Origin of the sequence: Corallococcus terminator (assembly GCF_049194865.1) — a bacterium.
In the GTDB taxonomy this organism is placed as follows: domain Bacteria; phylum Myxococcota; class Myxococcia; order Myxococcales; family Myxococcaceae; genus Myxococcus; species Myxococcus terminator_A.
The window spans coordinates 1-16,988 of the sequence record NZ_JBLZWL010000018.1 but is presented as its reverse complement, the minus strand read 5'-3'; the positions used below and the strand labels follow the sequence as shown (position 1 = coordinate 16,988).

General features: G+C 69.0%; 13 protein-coding genes. 5 read left to right on the top strand and 8 right to left on the bottom strand.

Going from position 1 to position 16,988, the window contains the following annotated elements:
• Positions 1-38 precede the first annotated feature (38 nt).
• The 4 genes from ACN469_RS09130 to ACN469_RS09115 all read left to right on the top strand — a co-directional run bounded on the left by ACN469_RS09130 (position 39) and on the right by ACN469_RS09115 (position 7,264).
• Positions 39-3,074 carry an SNF2-related protein gene (locus ACN469_RS09130; RefSeq protein ID WP_498766209.1) on the top strand — a complete coding sequence of 1,012 codons (3,036 nt, stop codon included), beginning with the start codon at positions 39-41 and terminating at the stop codon, positions 3,072-3,074.
• 156 nt (positions 3,075-3,230) lie between these two features.
• Positions 3,231-3,662, top strand: a complete 432-nt coding sequence (locus tag ACN469_RS09125; RefSeq protein ID WP_498766207.1) for a hypothetical protein — start codon at positions 3,231-3,233, stop codon at positions 3,660-3,662.
• Between the two features lie 117 nt (positions 3,663-3,779).
• On the top strand, positions 3,780-6,323 hold the full coding sequence (gene uvrA / locus ACN469_RS09120) for an excinuclease ABC subunit UvrA (protein WP_498766205.1): 2,544 nt from the start codon (positions 3,780-3,782) through the stop codon (positions 6,321-6,323).
• Between the two features lie 38 nt (positions 6,324-6,361).
• On the top strand, positions 6,362-7,264 hold the full coding sequence (locus ACN469_RS09115) for a glycosyl hydrolase (RefSeq protein ID WP_498766203.1): 903 nt from the start codon (positions 6,362-6,364) through the stop codon (positions 7,262-7,264).
• Between the two features lie 54 nt (positions 7,265-7,318).
• On the opposite strand, the gene ACN469_RS09110 is transcribed toward ACN469_RS09115, so the two are convergent.
• From ACN469_RS09110 to ACN469_RS09090, 5 genes are all read right to left on the bottom strand, one after another.
• Entirely contained in the window at positions 7,319-8,698 is a 1,380-nt protein-coding gene (locus ACN469_RS09110) for a DNA/RNA non-specific endonuclease (RefSeq protein ID WP_498766201.1), read from the bottom strand.
• A 120-nt stretch (positions 8,699-8,818) separates the two neighbouring features.
• A complete protein-coding gene (locus tag ACN469_RS09105; protein ID WP_498766199.1) occupies positions 8,819-9,379 on the bottom strand; it encodes a gamma-glutamylcyclotransferase in 561 nt (186 codons plus the stop codon).
• Positions 9,380-9,480: 101 nt separating this feature from the next.
• Positions 9,481-11,241: a M28 family metallopeptidase gene (locus ACN469_RS09100; protein ID WP_498766197.1), complete on the bottom strand. Its 1,761-nt coding sequence runs from the start codon at positions 11,239-11,241 to the stop codon at positions 9,481-9,483.
• 172 nt (positions 11,242-11,413) lie between these two features.
• Entirely contained in the window at positions 11,414-12,154 is a 741-nt protein-coding gene (locus ACN469_RS09095) for a class I SAM-dependent methyltransferase (RefSeq protein ID WP_498766195.1), read from the bottom strand.
• 28 nt (positions 12,155-12,182) lie between these two features.
• The gene (locus tag ACN469_RS09090; protein WP_498766193.1) at positions 12,183-12,584 is read right to left on the bottom strand and encodes a GFA family protein; all 402 of its coding nucleotides are present in this window, start codon (positions 12,582-12,584) and stop codon (positions 12,183-12,185) included.
• A 197-nt stretch (positions 12,585-12,781) separates the two neighbouring features.
• Here ACN469_RS09090 and ACN469_RS09085 point away from each other — a divergent pair, with 197 nt between their 5' ends.
• Positions 12,782-12,973, top strand: coding sequence for a hypothetical protein (locus tag ACN469_RS09085; protein WP_498766191.1), 192 nt, complete (start codon positions 12,782-12,784; stop codon positions 12,971-12,973).
• Between the two features lie 59 nt (positions 12,974-13,032).
• Here ACN469_RS09085 and ACN469_RS09080 read toward each other — a convergent pair whose 3' ends face one another.
• From ACN469_RS09080 to ACN469_RS09070, 3 genes are all read right to left on the bottom strand, one after another.
• Entirely contained in the window at positions 13,033-14,007 is a 975-nt protein-coding gene (locus ACN469_RS09080; RefSeq protein ID WP_498766189.1) for a hypothetical protein, read from the bottom strand.
• Between the two features lie 35 nt (positions 14,008-14,042).
• Entirely contained in the window at positions 14,043-15,608 is a 1,566-nt protein-coding gene (locus ACN469_RS09075; protein ID WP_498766187.1) for a hypothetical protein, read from the bottom strand.
• Positions 15,609-15,682: 74 nt separating this feature from the next.
• A partial coding sequence (locus ACN469_RS09070) for a DUF418 domain-containing protein (RefSeq protein WP_498766185.1) occupies positions 15,683-16,988 on the bottom strand: 1,306 nt, incomplete at its 5' end.

Genomic DNA, 16,988 nt, shown 5'->3' with positions numbered 1-16,988 from the left:
GCCGGGCCTTCCAACGGAGCTAGGGAGGCGGTCCTCGTATGTCCGCGACCGCCGACCTGCTCGAAGCCATCCAGGAGGAAGCGCGCCAGGAGACCTGGTCCGTCGGCATGGGCCTCGCTCGTGCCGGCGCCGTCTCGGTGCAGTCCGTCGGTGAAGAGGAGACGGTGCTGCGCGTGCGCGCCACCGGCCGCCCCGCGCCGGTGACGACCGTCCTCTATCCCGAGGACGAAATCTGGGAGTGCGACTGCAAGGGCAAGGTGGACCCGTGCGAGCACGTGGTGGCCGCCGCCCTCTTCCTCCACCACTCCTCGCAGAAGGCCGCGCCGGCCCGCCCCGCCGCGCCCGCGCGTCCACCCGCCCGTCCGCCCGTCTCCGCGCCCGCTCGCCCGGCGGCTCCGTCCGCCCCGCGTCCCGGCGCCGCGCCGAAGCCGGAGCGGATGGTGTACCGCTTCAAGCGCGTGGACGGAGGTCTCCAGCTCGAGCGCCTGGTGGTCCGGCCCGACAACACGGCGCGACTGCTGGCGCGCAGCCTCTCCTCGCTGCTGACGAACCCGGTGGAGGCCGCCCGCATCCAGGTGGAGCCTTGCGACCGTGTGGCCGACGCGCTGCTCGCGAAGCCCACGCGCGGCGCGCTGCCACCGGAGCGCCTGGAGGCGCTGCTGCGCGCGCTGGAGCCCGCGCGCACGGTGCTCTTCGACGGAAACCTGGTCTCGATATCCAGCGAGCTGCTCCTGCCTCGCGTCACCGTGGAGGACCGGGGCGAACAGACGGTGCTGAAGGTGGACAGGGACCCGCGCGCCACCGAAGTCGTCAGCCCCGGCGTGGCGGTGGGCGGTGGCATCCTCTTCCGCATGGGCGAGCAGTCGCTCACCGGCTCGCGGCTGGAGAACCTGCCCCAGGAGCGAGTCTTCTCGCCCGACCAGATGGGAGACCTCACCGGCAAGGTGCTGCCGGAGATGGCCCGTCGCCTGCCCGTGGACGTGAAGAGTCAGCGCCTCCCGCGCATCGACCGCACGCTCAAGCCGCGCATCTCGCTGGAGCTGGACCCGTTGGGCACGGGGCTCTCCGTGCTGCCCACCCTCGTGTACGGCTCACCGCCCACGGTGCGCATCGACAACGGGCGCATGGTGTACCTCACGGGCGCGGTGCCCGTGCGCAACGAGCCCGCGGAGCAGCAGCTCATCCACGGCCTGCGCGACGAGCTGAACATGGTCCCCGGTCGTCGGGTGACGGTGCAGGGCCAGGAGGCCTTGCAGCTCGCCGACAAGCTGCGGCGCTGGCGTGGCGGACTCACCGGGGACGCGGCGCGCTTCGTCAGTCCCGACGTGAAGCTGCGCCCCATGCTCGACGTGAAGGCGGGGACCACCGAGGCGGGGGCCCCGCGCGTCGACTTCTCGTTCGACTTCCAGGTGGAGGGCGCGGGACCTGATGCGCCGCGCACGGTGGACGCGGGCGCGGTGATGAAGGCGTGGGAAGAAGGGCTCGGCCTGGTGCCCCTGCAGGGCGGTGGCTGGGCGCCGCTGCCCACCGCGTGGCTGAAGTCACATGGCCAGCGCGTGACGGACCTCTTGGCGGCGCGCGGCTCGGATGGGCGGCTCGCCAACCACGCCATCCCCCAGCTCACGGACTTGTGCGAGGCGCTGGAGCATCCGTCTCCGCCCGGCCTGGAGCGGCTGGCGCCCCTGGTGCAAGGCTTCGAGAAGCTCCCCGACCCACGGCTCCCGGCGGACCTCACGGCGACGCTGCGGCCGTACCAGCTCCAGGGCGTGAGCTGGCTCACCTTCTTGCGTCAGGCAGGCCTGGGCGGCGTGCTCGCGGACGACATGGGGCTGGGCAAGACGCTGCAGACCATCTGCATGGTGGGCAAGGGCACGCTCGTCGTCGCGCCCACCAGCGTGCTCCCCAACTGGCACGCGGAGGTGAAGCGCTTCCGTCCCTCGCTGAAGGTGTCCGTGTACCACGGCCCCGGACGCTCCCTGGACGAGACGGCCGACGTGACGCTCACCACCTACGCGCTGATGCGGCTGGACGCGGAGGTGCTCGGCGCGAAGACGTGGGACATGGTGGTGCTCGACGAGGCCCAGGCCATCAAGAACCCCGACAGCCAGGTGGCGCGCGCGGCATACGGGCTGGAGGCGACGTTCCGCCTGGCGCTCAGCGGCACGCCCATCGAGAACCGGCTCGAGGAGCTGTGGAGCCTGATGCACTTCACCAACCAGGGGCTGCTCGGCGGGCGCAAGGAGTTCGAGGAGCGCTGGGCACGGCCCGTCGGTGACAACCACAAGGGCGCCGCCGAGCGACTGCGCGCGCGCATCCGTCCCTTCGTGCTGCGCAGGCTCAAGCGGGACGTGGCCCCTGAGCTTCCGCCGCGCACGGAGTCCGTGCGTCACGTCACGCTCAGCGAGCACGAGCGCGCCGTCTACGACGCGGTGTACTCCGCCACCCGCGAAGAGGTGGTGTCCCAGCTCGAGGCGGGCGGCAGCGTGCTCAAGGCGCTGGAGGCCCTGCTGCGGCTGCGTCAGGCCGCGTGCCATCCCGCGCTCGTCCCGGGGCAGCACGCGAAGACGTCGTCCAAGGTCCAGGCGCTCCTGGAGGCGCTCAGCACCGCGGTGGAGGACGGACACAAGGCGCTCGTCTTCTCGCAGTGGACGTCCATGCTGGACCTCATCGAGCCGGCGCTGAAGGAGGCCGACATCGGCTTCATCCGCCTGGACGGAAGCACGTCCAATCGCGGCGCCGTGGCGGAGACCTTCCAGGACCCGAAGGGCCCGCCGGTGATGCTCATCTCGCTGAAGGCGGGCGCCACGGGGTTGAATCTCACGGCGGCGGACCACGTGTTCCTGGTGGACCCGTGGTGGAACCCCTCCGTGGAGAACCAGGCCGCGGACCGCGCGCATCGCATCGGTCAGCAGCGCCCCGTCATGGTGTACCGGCTGGTGTCCCAGGGCACGGTGGAGGAGAAGATCCTCACGCTCCAGGACAAGAAGCGCGCGCTGTTCGAGTCGGCGCTCGGTGGAGGTGCCTCGGGGGGCGCCGCCATCACCCGCGCGGACCTGATGCAGTTGCTCGACTGACGGCTCGCGGCTCACCCAGGAGCTGTCGCCGCACCGAGCCCCAGAACCGTGACTCCATTGATAACCCTGAGTGATTGATGAGCGTCTGATTAGTTCCCACCGGAACTCATGGGGACCCCGTACGGTGTGCGGCACACGTAGGAAGAAGGAGGCCACATGAAATCGCTCCAAGCCATGGTCGCCGCCACAATCCTCGGAGTCATCGTCCATCCGCTTGTCGGGGCAGTGGCGAAGCGCCTCATCGACGTCCGCGTCAATGGACATGACGCGTTCAGCGTCATCCCCCTCACCGTCATCCCGCTGGTCCTCCTTGTCGGCGTGGGAGTCATCGTCGCCGACCTGGCGCCCAGGACGCCCTCCGTGAAGTGGGGCCTCTGGACGGGTGCCATCAGCGCGCCCGTGCTGGCCCTGGCCGCCCAGATCCACGCCTGGGGAACGGTGAGCAGGGACCCCTACGTGATCATCACCTTCATGTTCATCCCTACCTGTGCGGCGCTGGCCTCGGGAGCCCTGGCGTTGGTCGCCATGCTCTTCCGGTGGGCCGTGGGAGGGTTCCTGGGCGCGGGCCGCCGCCCTCGGACCGCGTAGGGCGGGTGCTCCTGGCGGGCAACCCCACGGCCTCGAACACACGCTCCGTCGGTCGGAGCCTGTTCCTCCACGCCTTCCGGCATCAGATTCGGTAGGACGCCCGGAGGAGCGTCCCTCATGAGCCGACCCCGCCGTCTCCACGTCACAGGTAGCTCCAGCGACACGCGAGCAGGCTTCGTCCGCGTCCGTGGCGCCCGGGAGCACAACCTGAAGCACGTGGACGTGGACCTGCCCCGCGACGCCCTGGTCGTCTTCACGGGAGTCTCCGGCTCGGGCAAGTCCTCCCTGGCCTTCGGGACGCTCTACGCGGAGGCCCAGCGCCGCTACTTCGAATCCGTGGCCCCGTACGCTCGGCGCCTCATCGACCAGGCAGGCATCCCCGAGGTGGACTCGATTGAGGGTCTCCCCCCCGCCGTCGCGCTCCAGCAACACCGGGGTGCCCCCACGACGCGCTCGTCGGTGGGCAGCGTGACGACGCTGTCGAACTCCCTGCGCCTCTTGTACTCGCGCGCCGGCACCTATCCGCCGAACCAACCCCACCTCGACTCCGACGCCTTCTCACCCAACACGCCAGCGGGCGCGTGTCCCAACTGTCACGGCCTCGGTCGCGTCTACGAGGTGACGGAGCGGACCCTGGTGCCAGATGACTCGCTCACCATCCGGGAGCGGGCCGTCGCCGGATGGCCGCCCGCGTGGCACGGACAGAACCTGCGCGACATCCTGGTGTCGCTTGGCTACGACGTGGACACGCCCTGGCGGGATTTGCCCAAGAAGGACCGCGACTGGATTCTCTTCACGGACGAGCAGCCCACCGTCCCCGTGTACGCGGGCTTCACCCCGGCCGAGACACGACAGGCCCTCAAGCGCAAGACGGCCCCCAGCTACATGGGCACGTTCACCGGCGCGAGGCGCTACGTGCTGCAGACCTTCGCCACGACGCAGAGCCCGCTCATCAAGAAGCGCGTGTCGCGCTACCTGGAGAGCGGCGAGTGCCGCGTCTGCCACGGCAAGCGGCTGCGCCCCGAGTCCCTCTCCGTCACCTTCGCGGGACTGGACTACGGAGAGCTGTCACGCCTGCCGCTCAAGCGCGTCGCCACCCTGCTCCAGCCCTACGCGGAAGGGACGGCGTCCCCGCTGAAGAAGCTCACGCGAGAGCACCCCGAGAAGGCGCTCGTCACGGAGCGCATCGCCAAGGACCTGGTGGAGCGGCTGCACGTCCTGCTGGAGCTGGGCCTCGGCTATCTGTCACTGGAGCGCGCCACGCCCACGCTCTCTCCGGGTGAGCTGCAGCGGCTCCGGCTGGCCACCCAGGTGCGCTCCAACCTGTTCGGTGTGGTGTACGTGCTGGACGAGCCCTCCGCGGGCCTGCATCCCGCCGACACCCAGGCGCTGCTCAGGGCGCTCGACTCGCTGAAGGGCTCCGGCAACTCGCTGTTCGTGGTGGAGCACGAGGTGGACGTCATCCGCCACGCGGACTGGGTCATCGACGTGGGCCCGGCCGCGGGAGAACAAGGGGGTCAGGTCCTCTACAGCGGTCCGCTCGACGGACTTCAGGGAGTGGAGGCGTCCCAGACGCGGCTCTATCTCTTCGGCGCTGAGCCTTCGCGCCCGCGCCCCCCGCGCACTCCAAAGGGATGGCTGCGCCTGCGAGGCGTCTCCCGCAACAACCTGCGGGGACTGAGCGCCGACTTTCCGCTGGGCGTCTTCACCACCGTGACGGGCATCTCCGGCTCCGGCAAGTCGAGCCTGGTGAGCCAGGTGCTGGTGGAGCTGGTGGCCGCGCACCTGGGCCACGAGCCTCCCGAGGAAGAGGAGGAAGGCGAGCCGCTGGAGCGCTCCGAAGTGCTGACTACCGGTGGCCGAATCACCGAGGGACTGGAGGGCATCCACCGGATGGTGCGGGTGGACCAGAAGCCCATCGGCCGCACGCCGCGCTCCAACCTGGCGACGTACACGGGCCTGTTCGACCATGTCCGAAAGCTCTTCGCCGCGACGCCGGCCGCCAGAACGCGCAAGTACGACGCCGGGCGCTTCTCCTTCAACGTGGCCAAGGGCCGCTGCGAGACGTGCGAGGGCGAGGGCTTCGTGAGCGTGGAGCTCTTGTTCCTGCCCAGCGTCTACGCGCCCTGCCCCACCTGCCACGGCGCCCGCTACAACGCGAAGACGCTGGAGATTCGCTACCGGGGAAAGAACATCGCCGACGTGCTGGGCATGACGGTGGACGCGGCCCATGCGTTCTTCACCGAGGAGCCCCACGTCCACCGCGCCCTCGGCGTCCTGCGCGAGGTGGGCCTGGGCTACCTGCGCCTGGGACAACCCGCGACGGAGCTGTCCGGCGGCGAGGCCCAGCGCATCAAGCTGGCCACGGAGCTTCAACGCACGCAGCGCGGCCACTCGCTCTATGTCCTGGATGAGCCCACCACGGGCCTGCACCCCTCGGACGTGGACAAGCTGATGGCGCAGCTCGACGGACTGGTGGAGGCGGGCAACACCGTCATCCTCGTGGAGCACGACATGCGCGTCGTCGCCGCGAGCGACTGGGTCATCGACCTGGGGCCTGGCGCCGGGGACGAAGGCGGCCACATCGTCGCGGCGGGTACACCCGCGCAGGTCGCCGCCTCATCGAAGAGCCGCACCGCTCCATTCCTCGCACTAGGATGACCGTCTCCACGCGCCCTCGCGGGCGGAGGTGACGGCACATGAGACGCTGGCTCGCACCATTCTCCATCGCGTTGTTCCTGCTCCTGGGTTGCGACCCGGCGGACCCCATCAAGCCCGGGCGTCCCTCCAATGGCGACGACGCGGGCACCCAGACGCCTCCGCTCATCAAGAGCGCCAAGCGCGGCATCGCCTTCGACCTGGCGACGCCCGAGGACCTGGCGGCCGTCTCTCCGGGCGTGAGCTGGTGGTACAACTGGAGCCCCCGTCCCCATGCCAACGTGCCGACGGACTTCCGCACCCGCTACGGCATGGACTTCATCCCCATGCTCTGGAACGGCGACTTCGACGCCGCGCGCATCGAGACGATGCTCCGGGACAATCCCCACATCGAATACCTGCTGCTGCTCAACGAGCCGAACCTGCGAGATCAGGCGAACATGTCGCCGCAGGCCGCCGCGCGGCTGTGGCCCCGGTACGAGAGCGTCGCCGCCAACACGGGCGTGAAGCTGGTGGGCCCGGCGATGAACTGGGGCACGGTGTCGGGGTACTCGGACCCGGTGGTCTGGCTGGATGCCTTCTTCGCCACCTACCGCGCGGAGAACGGCAACCGCGAGCCGCGCATCGATTACCTGGCGTTCCACTGGTACGACTACGGACTCGACGGCCAGCTCAACCGCCTCACCAAATACGGCAAGCCGTTCTGGGTCACCGAGTTCGCCAACTGCCACCAGCAGCAGGACGGCGCGCAGATCGACTCGGTCGCCAAGGCGAAGGCGCAGATGACGGAGATGGTGGCCGTCTGCGAGCGCCGGGCGGACGTGTTCCGCTACGCGTGGTTCACCGGACGGTGGACCAATGACCCGTGCTTCGCGAGCCTCCTGGGCGCGCCCGGCGTCCTGAACGAGCTGGGCAAGCACTACATCTCGCTGCCCACGCCCTGAGGGCGGACAGCGCGCCACCGGGCCCGTGGGAGAGGGCCCGGTGCTCGGGAGGGACTACCGCTTCGTGAGCAGCGTGACGGACTCGTACTTGCTGCCCTGGAGCTGGAAGGCACCGGGGGCCGACGTGTCCTTCTCCAGCTTCTCCTGCACGCTCTTGGGGAGCTGCGCGTATAGGTCCTGCCCCAACAGCTTCTCGAGCTGGTCCACCGGCACGCGCGAGGACTCCAGCAGCGGGACGATGGCGTCCTTCTTCGAGGGCCCGTCCTTCACGTTGGGCACCATGTACGCGAACATCGTCACGTTGCCGTTGGGCAGCTCCAGCAGCACCGTCTTGAAGTTGTGCGTGGGCACGGCGATCTTGCGGTCCTTGGCGCCCATCGTCTCCACCGACTCCGGAGGCAGCGGCTTGCCGTCCGCGCCCAGGAACAGGTTGCCGGTCAGGATGTGCGCCTTGCCACCGGACTCCTTCACCAGGTCCGTCACGGCCCGCTCCAGCGTCTTCCACACCTGCTGGTTGTGGTTGCCGTACTGGGGGGCGATGTTGGTCATCTGGTGACTCTCGTTCATCGCCTCCTGGTTGGGAGAGTCGTCGGCGGCCTTCATGTGCCCACGGTCGAAGCCCGTGTGGTTGTAGTCGGACTCCGAGACGCCGTTGGCGCCCAACACCGGGTCCCTCACGAAGGTGCTCTTCGTGCGGTTCACCTCGGCCGGCGTCTCCTTGATGTCGGCGGCGGTCAGCAGGTAGCTCACGAAGGTGGGGATGTTCTTCCCCTCATCCAGCAGCAGTCGCGAGTACTGCTTCACCAGCTCCATCCCCTTGCCCTCGCCGCCCGTGGGACGCAGCGGGTCCGCCTCTCCAGCGGCCTCCGCGACGCGGCTCTGGAAGGTGGCCATCTGCTGGTCCGGCACCCACCGCGTGTCGTCCACCTGGTTGGCCTTGGACTTCTGGATGTAGGCCGCCAGCTCATCCTGGCTGACCTTGCCGTCGCTGTTGCCGCCCAGGAGGTCGGCGCGCTTCGCCAGCCCGTCCTGCCACTTGGAGTCGAAGGCATCCACGTCCACGGGCGCGCCGCCGCCCTTGGCGAGCTTCGCGTCCACCGCGGCTCGGCCCTGCTGGAGCGCCGTGGAGGTGAGGTAGCGGCCGTCCGTGGGCGCCGAGAGGTAGGCCTGGATTTCGGCCGCGGACACCTGGCCGTTGCCCCCGCGCGTCTTGGTGCCCGCCGCGTCCGCCGCCTTCAGCAGCCCGGTCTCCCAGCTCTGCTCGGTCCAACCGAACTTGGCCTGGAGCTCGGCGATGGGGACCTCGCGAGCGGTGGAGCGGTTCCAGCTGCCCCCCTTCGGCGTCACGACGTTGGTGGACGCGGCGTCCGCCGTGGCCACCGTGGTGGCGGTGGGCGGGGTGCTGGCACGAGCAGTGGGTCGCAGCGTCGTCATGCGGAAGGCATCCTTGGGCCGCCCAGGAGAGGAACGGAATGAGGCCCTGGTAGAGCTATGGTCGGTCGCGAGCGACACCGGGTTGCGTCATCGCCCTGCATTTTTTCCAGAAAGTGGAGATCACGGCTTCTTCGCGGGGGAGCCTGGGACAGAGCGTGCGTCCGCCTTCGCCTGTTGGAGCGTTCCCACGATGTGGGCCTCGGCCTGGAGGCGCTCCACGTAGTCCGCCGGGAGGCCCGCCCGTTCGGCCGCCAGGGCCACGGTGACGAGGAAGGCCTCGCTGACGGGGCCCTGGGCGGGAGGGCCACTACGGGCCGGCGCGGTGAAGGCATGGGCGGAGAGCACGGTGCCGGTGGCCGTGCGCACCTTGACGGTCCGGGACGTGGTGGCCTCGGCGAGCACCGATTCCAGCCGGCTCACGGCGTCCCACGTCTCCGCTGACACGCGCCGCAGCAGTCCGGGGAGGGACTTGCCCGGGGCATCCACCAGCCGGGCCACCTTGCCGCCCCAGGCCAGCGAGGGCACGTCGTAGACGACGTCCACGTCGAGTGCCTCGGCCAGCTCCCCTTCCGGCAGTGTGGGCGCGGAGGGCAGGCCCGGCAGGCGCTCACGCGCCGTCGCGGGGGACAGGTCGACGGAGAAGGCGAACCACGGACGCGGCGATGGAGTACCTGCGGACATGGCATCGAGTCTCGACGGGCGATGACCTGGGGACAAGCCCCTGGGGGTGCGCGCTGGCCTCCGAGGACGCGGGGGCCAGCGGCTTCACGTCCGAGCGGACGTTACTCCTTGGCGGTGGTCCGGTTGGCGGCCAGCTCGATGACGTTGACCATCAGGTCCTTGACCCGGCGCGGCTTCTCGCCGCCGTTGTCGCGGATGATGAGGTCGATGTCGTCTCCGGGCTCGTGGTACTCGGGGATGAGGTCGCCGCCGCCCTTGGGGTTGGACAGGCCCTCGAAGAGGAAGAGGACGTCCTCGCCCTTGCGGCCGAAGACGGCGCCGTCCTGGCGGTCCCGGTACACGTTGATGTCGCGGTTGATGCGGTCGAACGGGTCCGGGAGCTGTGCGTTGGCCTGGTCCACCACGTCACGGAAGTAGTTCGCCTGGCCCCTGCGGTCGGTGTCCACGACGGACAGGCGCTGGTCGTCCCAGCGGCCCACCATGTCCACGTTGACGACGCCGGAGATCTGCTCCGTGCTCAGCCCCGGAATCGGGTGGTCGACGAAGTACTGCGAGCCGACCAGGCCCTTCTCCTCGGCACCCGTCCAGATGAAGAGGATGGAACGGTCCAGCTCGCCGCGCTTCTGCGCCTCGGCCAGCTCCGGCACCGCCGCCATCAGCACCGCGCTGCCGGACGCGTTGTCGTCCGCGCCGTTGTGGATGTTGCCGCGACGGTCCGTGCCCACGTGGTCCAGGTGGGCCATCACCACGATGACCTCGTTCTTGTTTGGCCCGGTGCCGGGCAGCAGCGCCATCGTGTTCACCGCCTGGCCGGACTCCGTGGCCAGCGCGCGCAGCTCCTCCACGCTTCGCAGCTCACCGCCACGCGCGGGCGTGAGGGGCTGTCCCTCCGCCTTCATCGTGCTCTCGTACTTCTTGTTGAGCATCTCGAGCGTCTCGCGGGGCATCCCATCCTCCAGGTAGAACCCCTCCTGGAAGAGCTGGTGGCCGAACTGCTTGTGCTCCGCGTGGTCATGCGCGTGGGCGTCACCCGTGGCCGAGGCCTCCGGCTTGCCGGCGAAGGAGAACACGTCGAACTTCTGCTGGAAGGGGTTCTCCGGGTTGTTGCTGTTGGGGCCCACGAGGCCGTACTTCTCGACATGCGCCTGCACGTACGCGGAGGCAGCGTCGAGCCCCGCCGACGGGCTGTCGCGGCCCTGGAGTTCATCCGAGGCGAGGTACGCGATGTGCGTCATCGGGTCCGAGTCGGTGATGGACGGCTCGGGCTTCGGCTCGGGGGTGGGCTCCACGGGGCCGGGCCCGGGAAGCTGGGGCAGCGGCAGGGGCAGGGGATTCGTCGGGACCTGAGGGTCCGTCGGGAGCTGCGGCAGCGGCAAGGGCAGCGGGTTCGTCGGAACCTGAGGGTCCGTCGGGAGCTGCGGCAGCGGCAGGGGCAGCGGGTTCGTGGGCAGCTGGGGGTGCGTCGGGAGCTGCGGCAGCGGCAGGGGCAGCGGGTTCGTGGGCAGCTGGGGGTGCGTCGGGAGCTGCGGCAGCGGCAGGGGCAGCGGGTTCGTGGGCAGCTGCGGGTGCGTCGGGAGCTGCGGCAGCGGCAGGGGCAGCGGGTTCGTAGGCAGCTGCGGCTGCGAGGGCGGCTTGGGCAGCGGCAGCGGCTTCGGATCCGTGGGCAGGGGCTGCGACGACGTCGGCGGCTTGGGCAGCGGCAGCGGCTGGGCCTTGCCCGGCTCGAACCGGTCCTTGTTCCACTTCAGGTCGGGCGTCGTGACCTTGTTCGCCGTCTCCGAGGGCTGGGGAGCCTTCGTGGCCGGGGTTCGCGTCGTCGCGGTAGGTAGAGGACGAGGCGGGTCGCTGATCTTGGAGGCCATGGTGGGGGATCCCGATGGAGAGCGTGGACGGCGCGCTTCAGGATTATCGCCCCGAGGGAGTACAAGGTTGCGAGAAGGTTTCACTTCCCCGTGATTTCAGTGCCTTGTCTCAGCGATGTATCACCGGCGGTGGATCTGCCGGCGTCAGGGACGCCCCCCTGGTGTGGCACGGCTAGCGACGCTTGACGGCGACGAAGGTGTCGTACGGCGTCCCCTCCAGGGTGCGAGTCTCCAGGCGCGCATCAAGCCCCAGCTCGTCGAAGAGGCGCAGCCACGTCGCCCTCGAAAAGAGGCCATGCAGGTGCACGTCGTGGACGGAGCGGACGCTGCCGTCACGCTCCTTCAGCAACATCGCGAAGTGGGTCTCCGAGGTCGCGCTCCCCGGCTTCTTCGGCAACGTCCACATGAGGTAGCGCAGCGAGCGCGAGCCCTGCCCCGGCACCTCGGGCTCGTCGCCCCCTTCCGTGATTGAACCCGGCTCGAAGCTCTCTTGCGTCGCATCCGGGGCCACCAGGACGACGCCACCCGGGCGCAGGTGCAGGGCCGCCGTCTCCAGCGCCGCGCGCAGGTCCGCCTCCGTGGTCATGTACTCGACGGCGTCATGGATGAACACGGCGTCGAACTCGCGACCCAGGCGCACGGTCCGCATGTCACCGGGCAGGTGCTCGCATTCGGGATTGAGCTCGCGGCTGTGCTTGCGCATGCCCTCCGAGGGCTCCACCAGCGTGAGCTGGAAGTCGTGCTTGAGGAAGCTGGCGTTGTTGCCTCCCCCGCTGCCCAGCTCCAGCAAGGTCACCAACGGGCCCGTCGCGCCCGCACGCAGCAGGCGGCGGTACTCGGACGCCTCCTCCGCGTAGTCGCTCGGGGGAGAGACCAGGGGCCACCACTCGGCCAGTTCGTCATAGAGCTTCATGGGCATCGTTCCGTTCGTACCTACGGGTTCAGAGATGACGGACCTCGGCCGGCGGCTTCTTGGAGTCGCCGTCCCGCCCGTTGACGTAGGTGAGGGGAGAGCGCAGCAGCTCGTCGAGGTCCACGTCGTCGAGGCAGTTGACCTTGACGGTGTAGAACTTCCCCAGGTCCGTGTCGTCACCCCAACCAAAGGAGTGCACGCCACAGCGCTTGCAGAACAGGTGATGGAGTTGCTTGGTGTGGAACTGGTACTCGGTGAGCTCGGACTCACCGGCCAGGAGGCGGAAGTCCTCGGGACCGATGACGACGTGCCACAGCCGCGCCTTGGTGCAGATGGAGCAGTTGCACTTGTAGGTGCCCTGGCTCAGGTCGACGTCCGCTTCGTAGCGGACCGCCCCGCAGTGGCAGCTTCCGACGTACGTCTTCTTCACGTGTGACGCTCCTCATGAGCCCCGGCCCCATCCGGAGGCGGAGCAGAGCACGAGTGCGGACTGATGCAACGCCTGGTTTGCGCCCTGGCGCTCCACAGCCCACGCGGGTGACACTCCTCGAAACGTCGCCATTCCAGCGGCGCGGTGGCCCCAGGGGCGGACGCCGCGCCCGCGTCATTCCGGGACCTCACGCGGGCTTGCAGTTCGCCGTGTACGGCATCTCCTGCATCGTCGTGGAAGTGCCGGTGCTCGCCGTCTACGCATGGCTGGGTGTCGCCGGAGGACGCGTCTCCAGCTCACCGCGCGCCATGGTGTGGCGTGAGCGACTGTCAGGCCTCGCGCTCATCGGCATCGGAGCGGTGCTCGCCACGATGAGGCCACAAGCCTGACGACCGGCGACGACGACCGGAGCCTCTCGCTCCGGCCGTCTCGTCCAGCCGCGACAGCCTCAAGGCGTGGGAGCCTCGGGCGCGGGAGCCGCAGGCGCGGGAGCCTCGTCCTTCAACGCGTCCAGTTCACGAGCCGTGGCGGGCCGCGTCCGGGCCTTGCCCTTCTCCACGACGATGAGCGTCCCCTTGGTGCCCTGCCGACAGAACAGCGCATCGCCCAGCGAAGGCGCCTTCTTCAGCGCGTCGCAGCGTCCCACGTGAGCCACCTGCCGCCGCGCGGGCTCGATGCCCAACGCCACGGCGAAGACCTTGCCCGAGCCACCATCGAACGGCCCGCCAGACACCACGGTCACCCAGGTGTCCTTGAGCAAATCCGACGTGTAGAGCACCTCGTAGCTCTCGGCCTTGCACTCGGCCTGGGTGCTCCCCGCCTTGCAGCGCTGGGCCGCGCGAAGTTTCTCCAGCAGGGCCGCATCCACCCGCGCGGTGAAGGAGGGCGAGGGCAACTCGTAGCGGGCCGGTCCCACCTTCTCCAGCCCCGCGCACGGTCGCTTGCCATCGGACGCGGAGATGCGCAGCGCGAGCGGCACCTGCTGTGCGCCGCTGGAGGGCACCGTGAGGAACGCCGTGCCCGTGCTGGCGAGCGAGTCCGGTACCGTGACGGCGAAGGCGCCGATGAAGTCCGACATGCCTTCGTCCGAGTCGGTGAGCAGCAGGCTCAGCGAGCCCCCCACGCCCACCGGGAGCCAGGCTCCCGAGCGCGTCTCTTCGAGGAAGAGGCTGTTCCACACCAGGGAGCCGGTGTCCTCCTGCTTCGGGCCAATGACGATGGGTGAAGCACCTTCGACGTCGACGGCCATCGCCGACAGTTCAGGGTCGACCGCGGAGCCCTCATCCCAGGACGAGCCACCGGGGTTCGTCGTCCCGACCTTCACCGCCAGCGGGGACACGAACAGCTCCTTGCAAGCCCGATAGTCCTGCGCCCACACGCGAGTGGAGACACAGAACACCAGCAACACCCACCGTCGCATCATGCTTCCTCTCATCCAGCCGGGCGACATCGCCTCGGCTACAGCCCCAGCGCGTATACCTTGTTCCGGTCCACCACATAGACCCGGTCCTTCACGATGACAGGGTCCCTGAGCGAGCCGCCCTCCGACGTCCCCACCAACGAGAGCTTGGTGGCGCTCCACAGCTCAGCGAGTGTCGAGACGGCGACGATGTGCAGCCCCGTACGCGAGGTGATGACGAGCGTGGGGACACTCACACTCGCTGCGTCCTTCGTCCCCGAGGCAGCGGCGATGGACGTGCTGCGCTTGCCCGCGAAGGGCGTGGTGGAAAAATCCAGGAGGTCTCTCCCGTAGTACGGGACGATGACATCGTAGACCCCCGGAAGCGCCGCCGTCAGCGGCGTGCCACCGGAGATGGCGTCGAAGGAATAGAGGACGGTGCCGGCATTGGGACCGGAGCTCTCCTGTACGGCGATGATGGCTCGGCCCGCGACGAGCACGGGCGCTTGATATCCCGTGACTTGCGAGCTGGGAAACGGCGGGGACCGGAAGAGACTGGCGCCATTGTAACCGGCATTGCGGATGTTGAAGGTCACCGTGCCGGTGGCCAGGTCCCGCTCCAACAGGTAGATGCGATTGCCCGCCACGCTGAGGTTGCTGGCGGGCTCCAGCGCGACGCGAGGCCAGCGCGGTGTCCCGGTGGCGATATCCCAACCGAACAGGCCCGACGCGAAGGGACGGGGCTCGCTCGCGGAGCAGTTCGTGGAGCACTGGAAGTTGTAGATGGCGGCCAGGTAGATGAAGCCGTTGTCGGTGGCGATGGAGCCCAGCCGGTCCTCCGCGGTGTCCCACTGGTGCTGGGGAAAGACTCGCGTGCCACCGTAGTACCCGTAGGTGTTCAGCTCGAGCAGCGTGTTGCCGCGCTTGTCAAACGAGCGCAGGCCCAGCTTGGGGCCGTGATAGTGGAGCTGGTTGTAGACCCACAGGCGTGTGCCGTCCGACAGCGTCTGGCCCCAGCTGTCGTTGTTCGCCTGCTCGTACTCGGCATAGGGCGTGGTGCCGCCCGAGTAGTAGTTGGCGCCGAACTGCTTGCTCCACGTCCGGATGCCGTCGTCATTGCGGACGACGCCGTCCCGCGCCTCGTAGACACCGCCGCCGACGAGCTTTTCGTACGCGAAGAACGAGGGCCAGTGGCCCCGGTTGTCATTGAGCTGCCGGTCGACGCTCCACACGCTGGCGCCCGTGGCCGGGGCGATTTTCTCCAGGGCGGGGCTTCCACCAGAGCCGACGTAGTTGGGATTGGAATTCCACGCCAGATAGACGCCGTCGGTGTCCGCCACCGCCCGCTCCACGCCTTGCACGGAGCGCCCCGCCCCCGCGGTGGGCGCGAACTCCCAGAGCTTGCGCAGCGGATGCCACGCACAGCCATCCGAGGTGAAGGAGCGCCGTCCATCATGTCCCATCGTCGCCCACGCATTGGTGCCCGTGCAGGGCGGCACCACGGCGGAAGCAATGACTCCAGGCGACTCGGGCGGTGGCGAGGAAGGCCCCTCCTCCGCGCCACCACATGCACCGAGCCCCACGGCGGACAGCAGCAACACCACGCCTCGCGTTCGCAGCGTCATGGAACAACCTCCACGTCAGGGCGCGCCGGAAGCTCTCGGCCACACCAGGAAAAAGCCTCGCGGGTAAGCGTCCCTCATGGGAGCGAGCCAGGGGACGTCGCGGCGCCGACCTCGCCGTGGCTCGTCGGCAGTCGCATGGGTTGGGCCTTGCCATAGGTAAGCGAGCGCCACAGCCACTCGGCGGGACCGAAGCGGAAGCGGGCCATCCACAGATGACTGAGGACGATCTGCACCGCGAAGATACCCAGGGCCAGGAAGATGCTCGTCGACGGAGGGAGCTTCCCGATGAGGCCCAGACCCCAGCCGTTGTAGAGCCAGACGCTCACCACCGACTGCAGCAGGTAGTTCGACAGCGCCATCTTGCCCACGGGCATCAACACGCTGAAGACGCGCTGCACCCAGCCACGCCGGGACAGCAGCGCGAACAGGGCGACGTAGGCCCCGCCCAGCGTCAAGCAGCCCAGCTCCTGGACCACGGTCACCACCATCATCCAGTCACGGTCGATGAGGTCCCCCATCCCCATCGCGCGCAGCCGCCAGACGACCAGCCCCAGCCCGTTGCCAATCACGCCCAGGAACAACCCCCAGAACAGCAGCCGCTGGTGCACATGGCGGTTGCCTTCGAGGTCCTGGAGCAACAGGAAGCGGCCCGCGAGCAAGCCGAACAAGAACCGCCCCAGGATGAGGCTCATCCAGACGAGCCGGTTGATGCGCACGAACGACTCGTTGTTGAAGCGGGCCATCCCCACGAGCGTCGTCCAGAACGAGTCGCTGGAGAGCGCCTCGAACAGCCGCGTGCGAGACGCCGTCTCCACGGCCCGGGCCGCCTTCGCCGCCTCTCCCGCGGCCTCCGCGCCGTGCAGCCAGATGGGGATGAAGCGCTCCAGGGCCGGAATCGCCAGCGGCACCACCGCCATCAACACCACCGCCCAGATGAGCACCGTCGTGTTCGAGCGGTTCCGGAACAACAGCAGCCCGAAGCCCACCACCGCATAGGTGTGGAGGATGTCACCGCACCAGATGGCGTACTGGTGGGTCATCCCTATCGCCAGCAGCACCAGCAGGCGCCGCGAGTAGAGCCTGACAATCGAGGAGCCTCGCGCCTCCGCACGGGCGAGCTGGATGCTGAAGCCCAGCCCGAAGAGGAACGAGAACAGCGTCACGAACTTCTGGTTCACGAAGAACTGGTAGAGGCCCGCGACCACCATCTCGAAGAGGGGCGCTGAGAGGGCCTGAGCCTGCTCTCGCGGCATCATCACCCGGCCGCTGAACCAGGACACGCTGTTGGAAACGAAGACGCCGCACAGCGCGAAACCACGCAGCGCATCCAGCAGCGTCACCCGCTCGGTGGCATCCACCGGGCGGGCATCGGCGACGTCC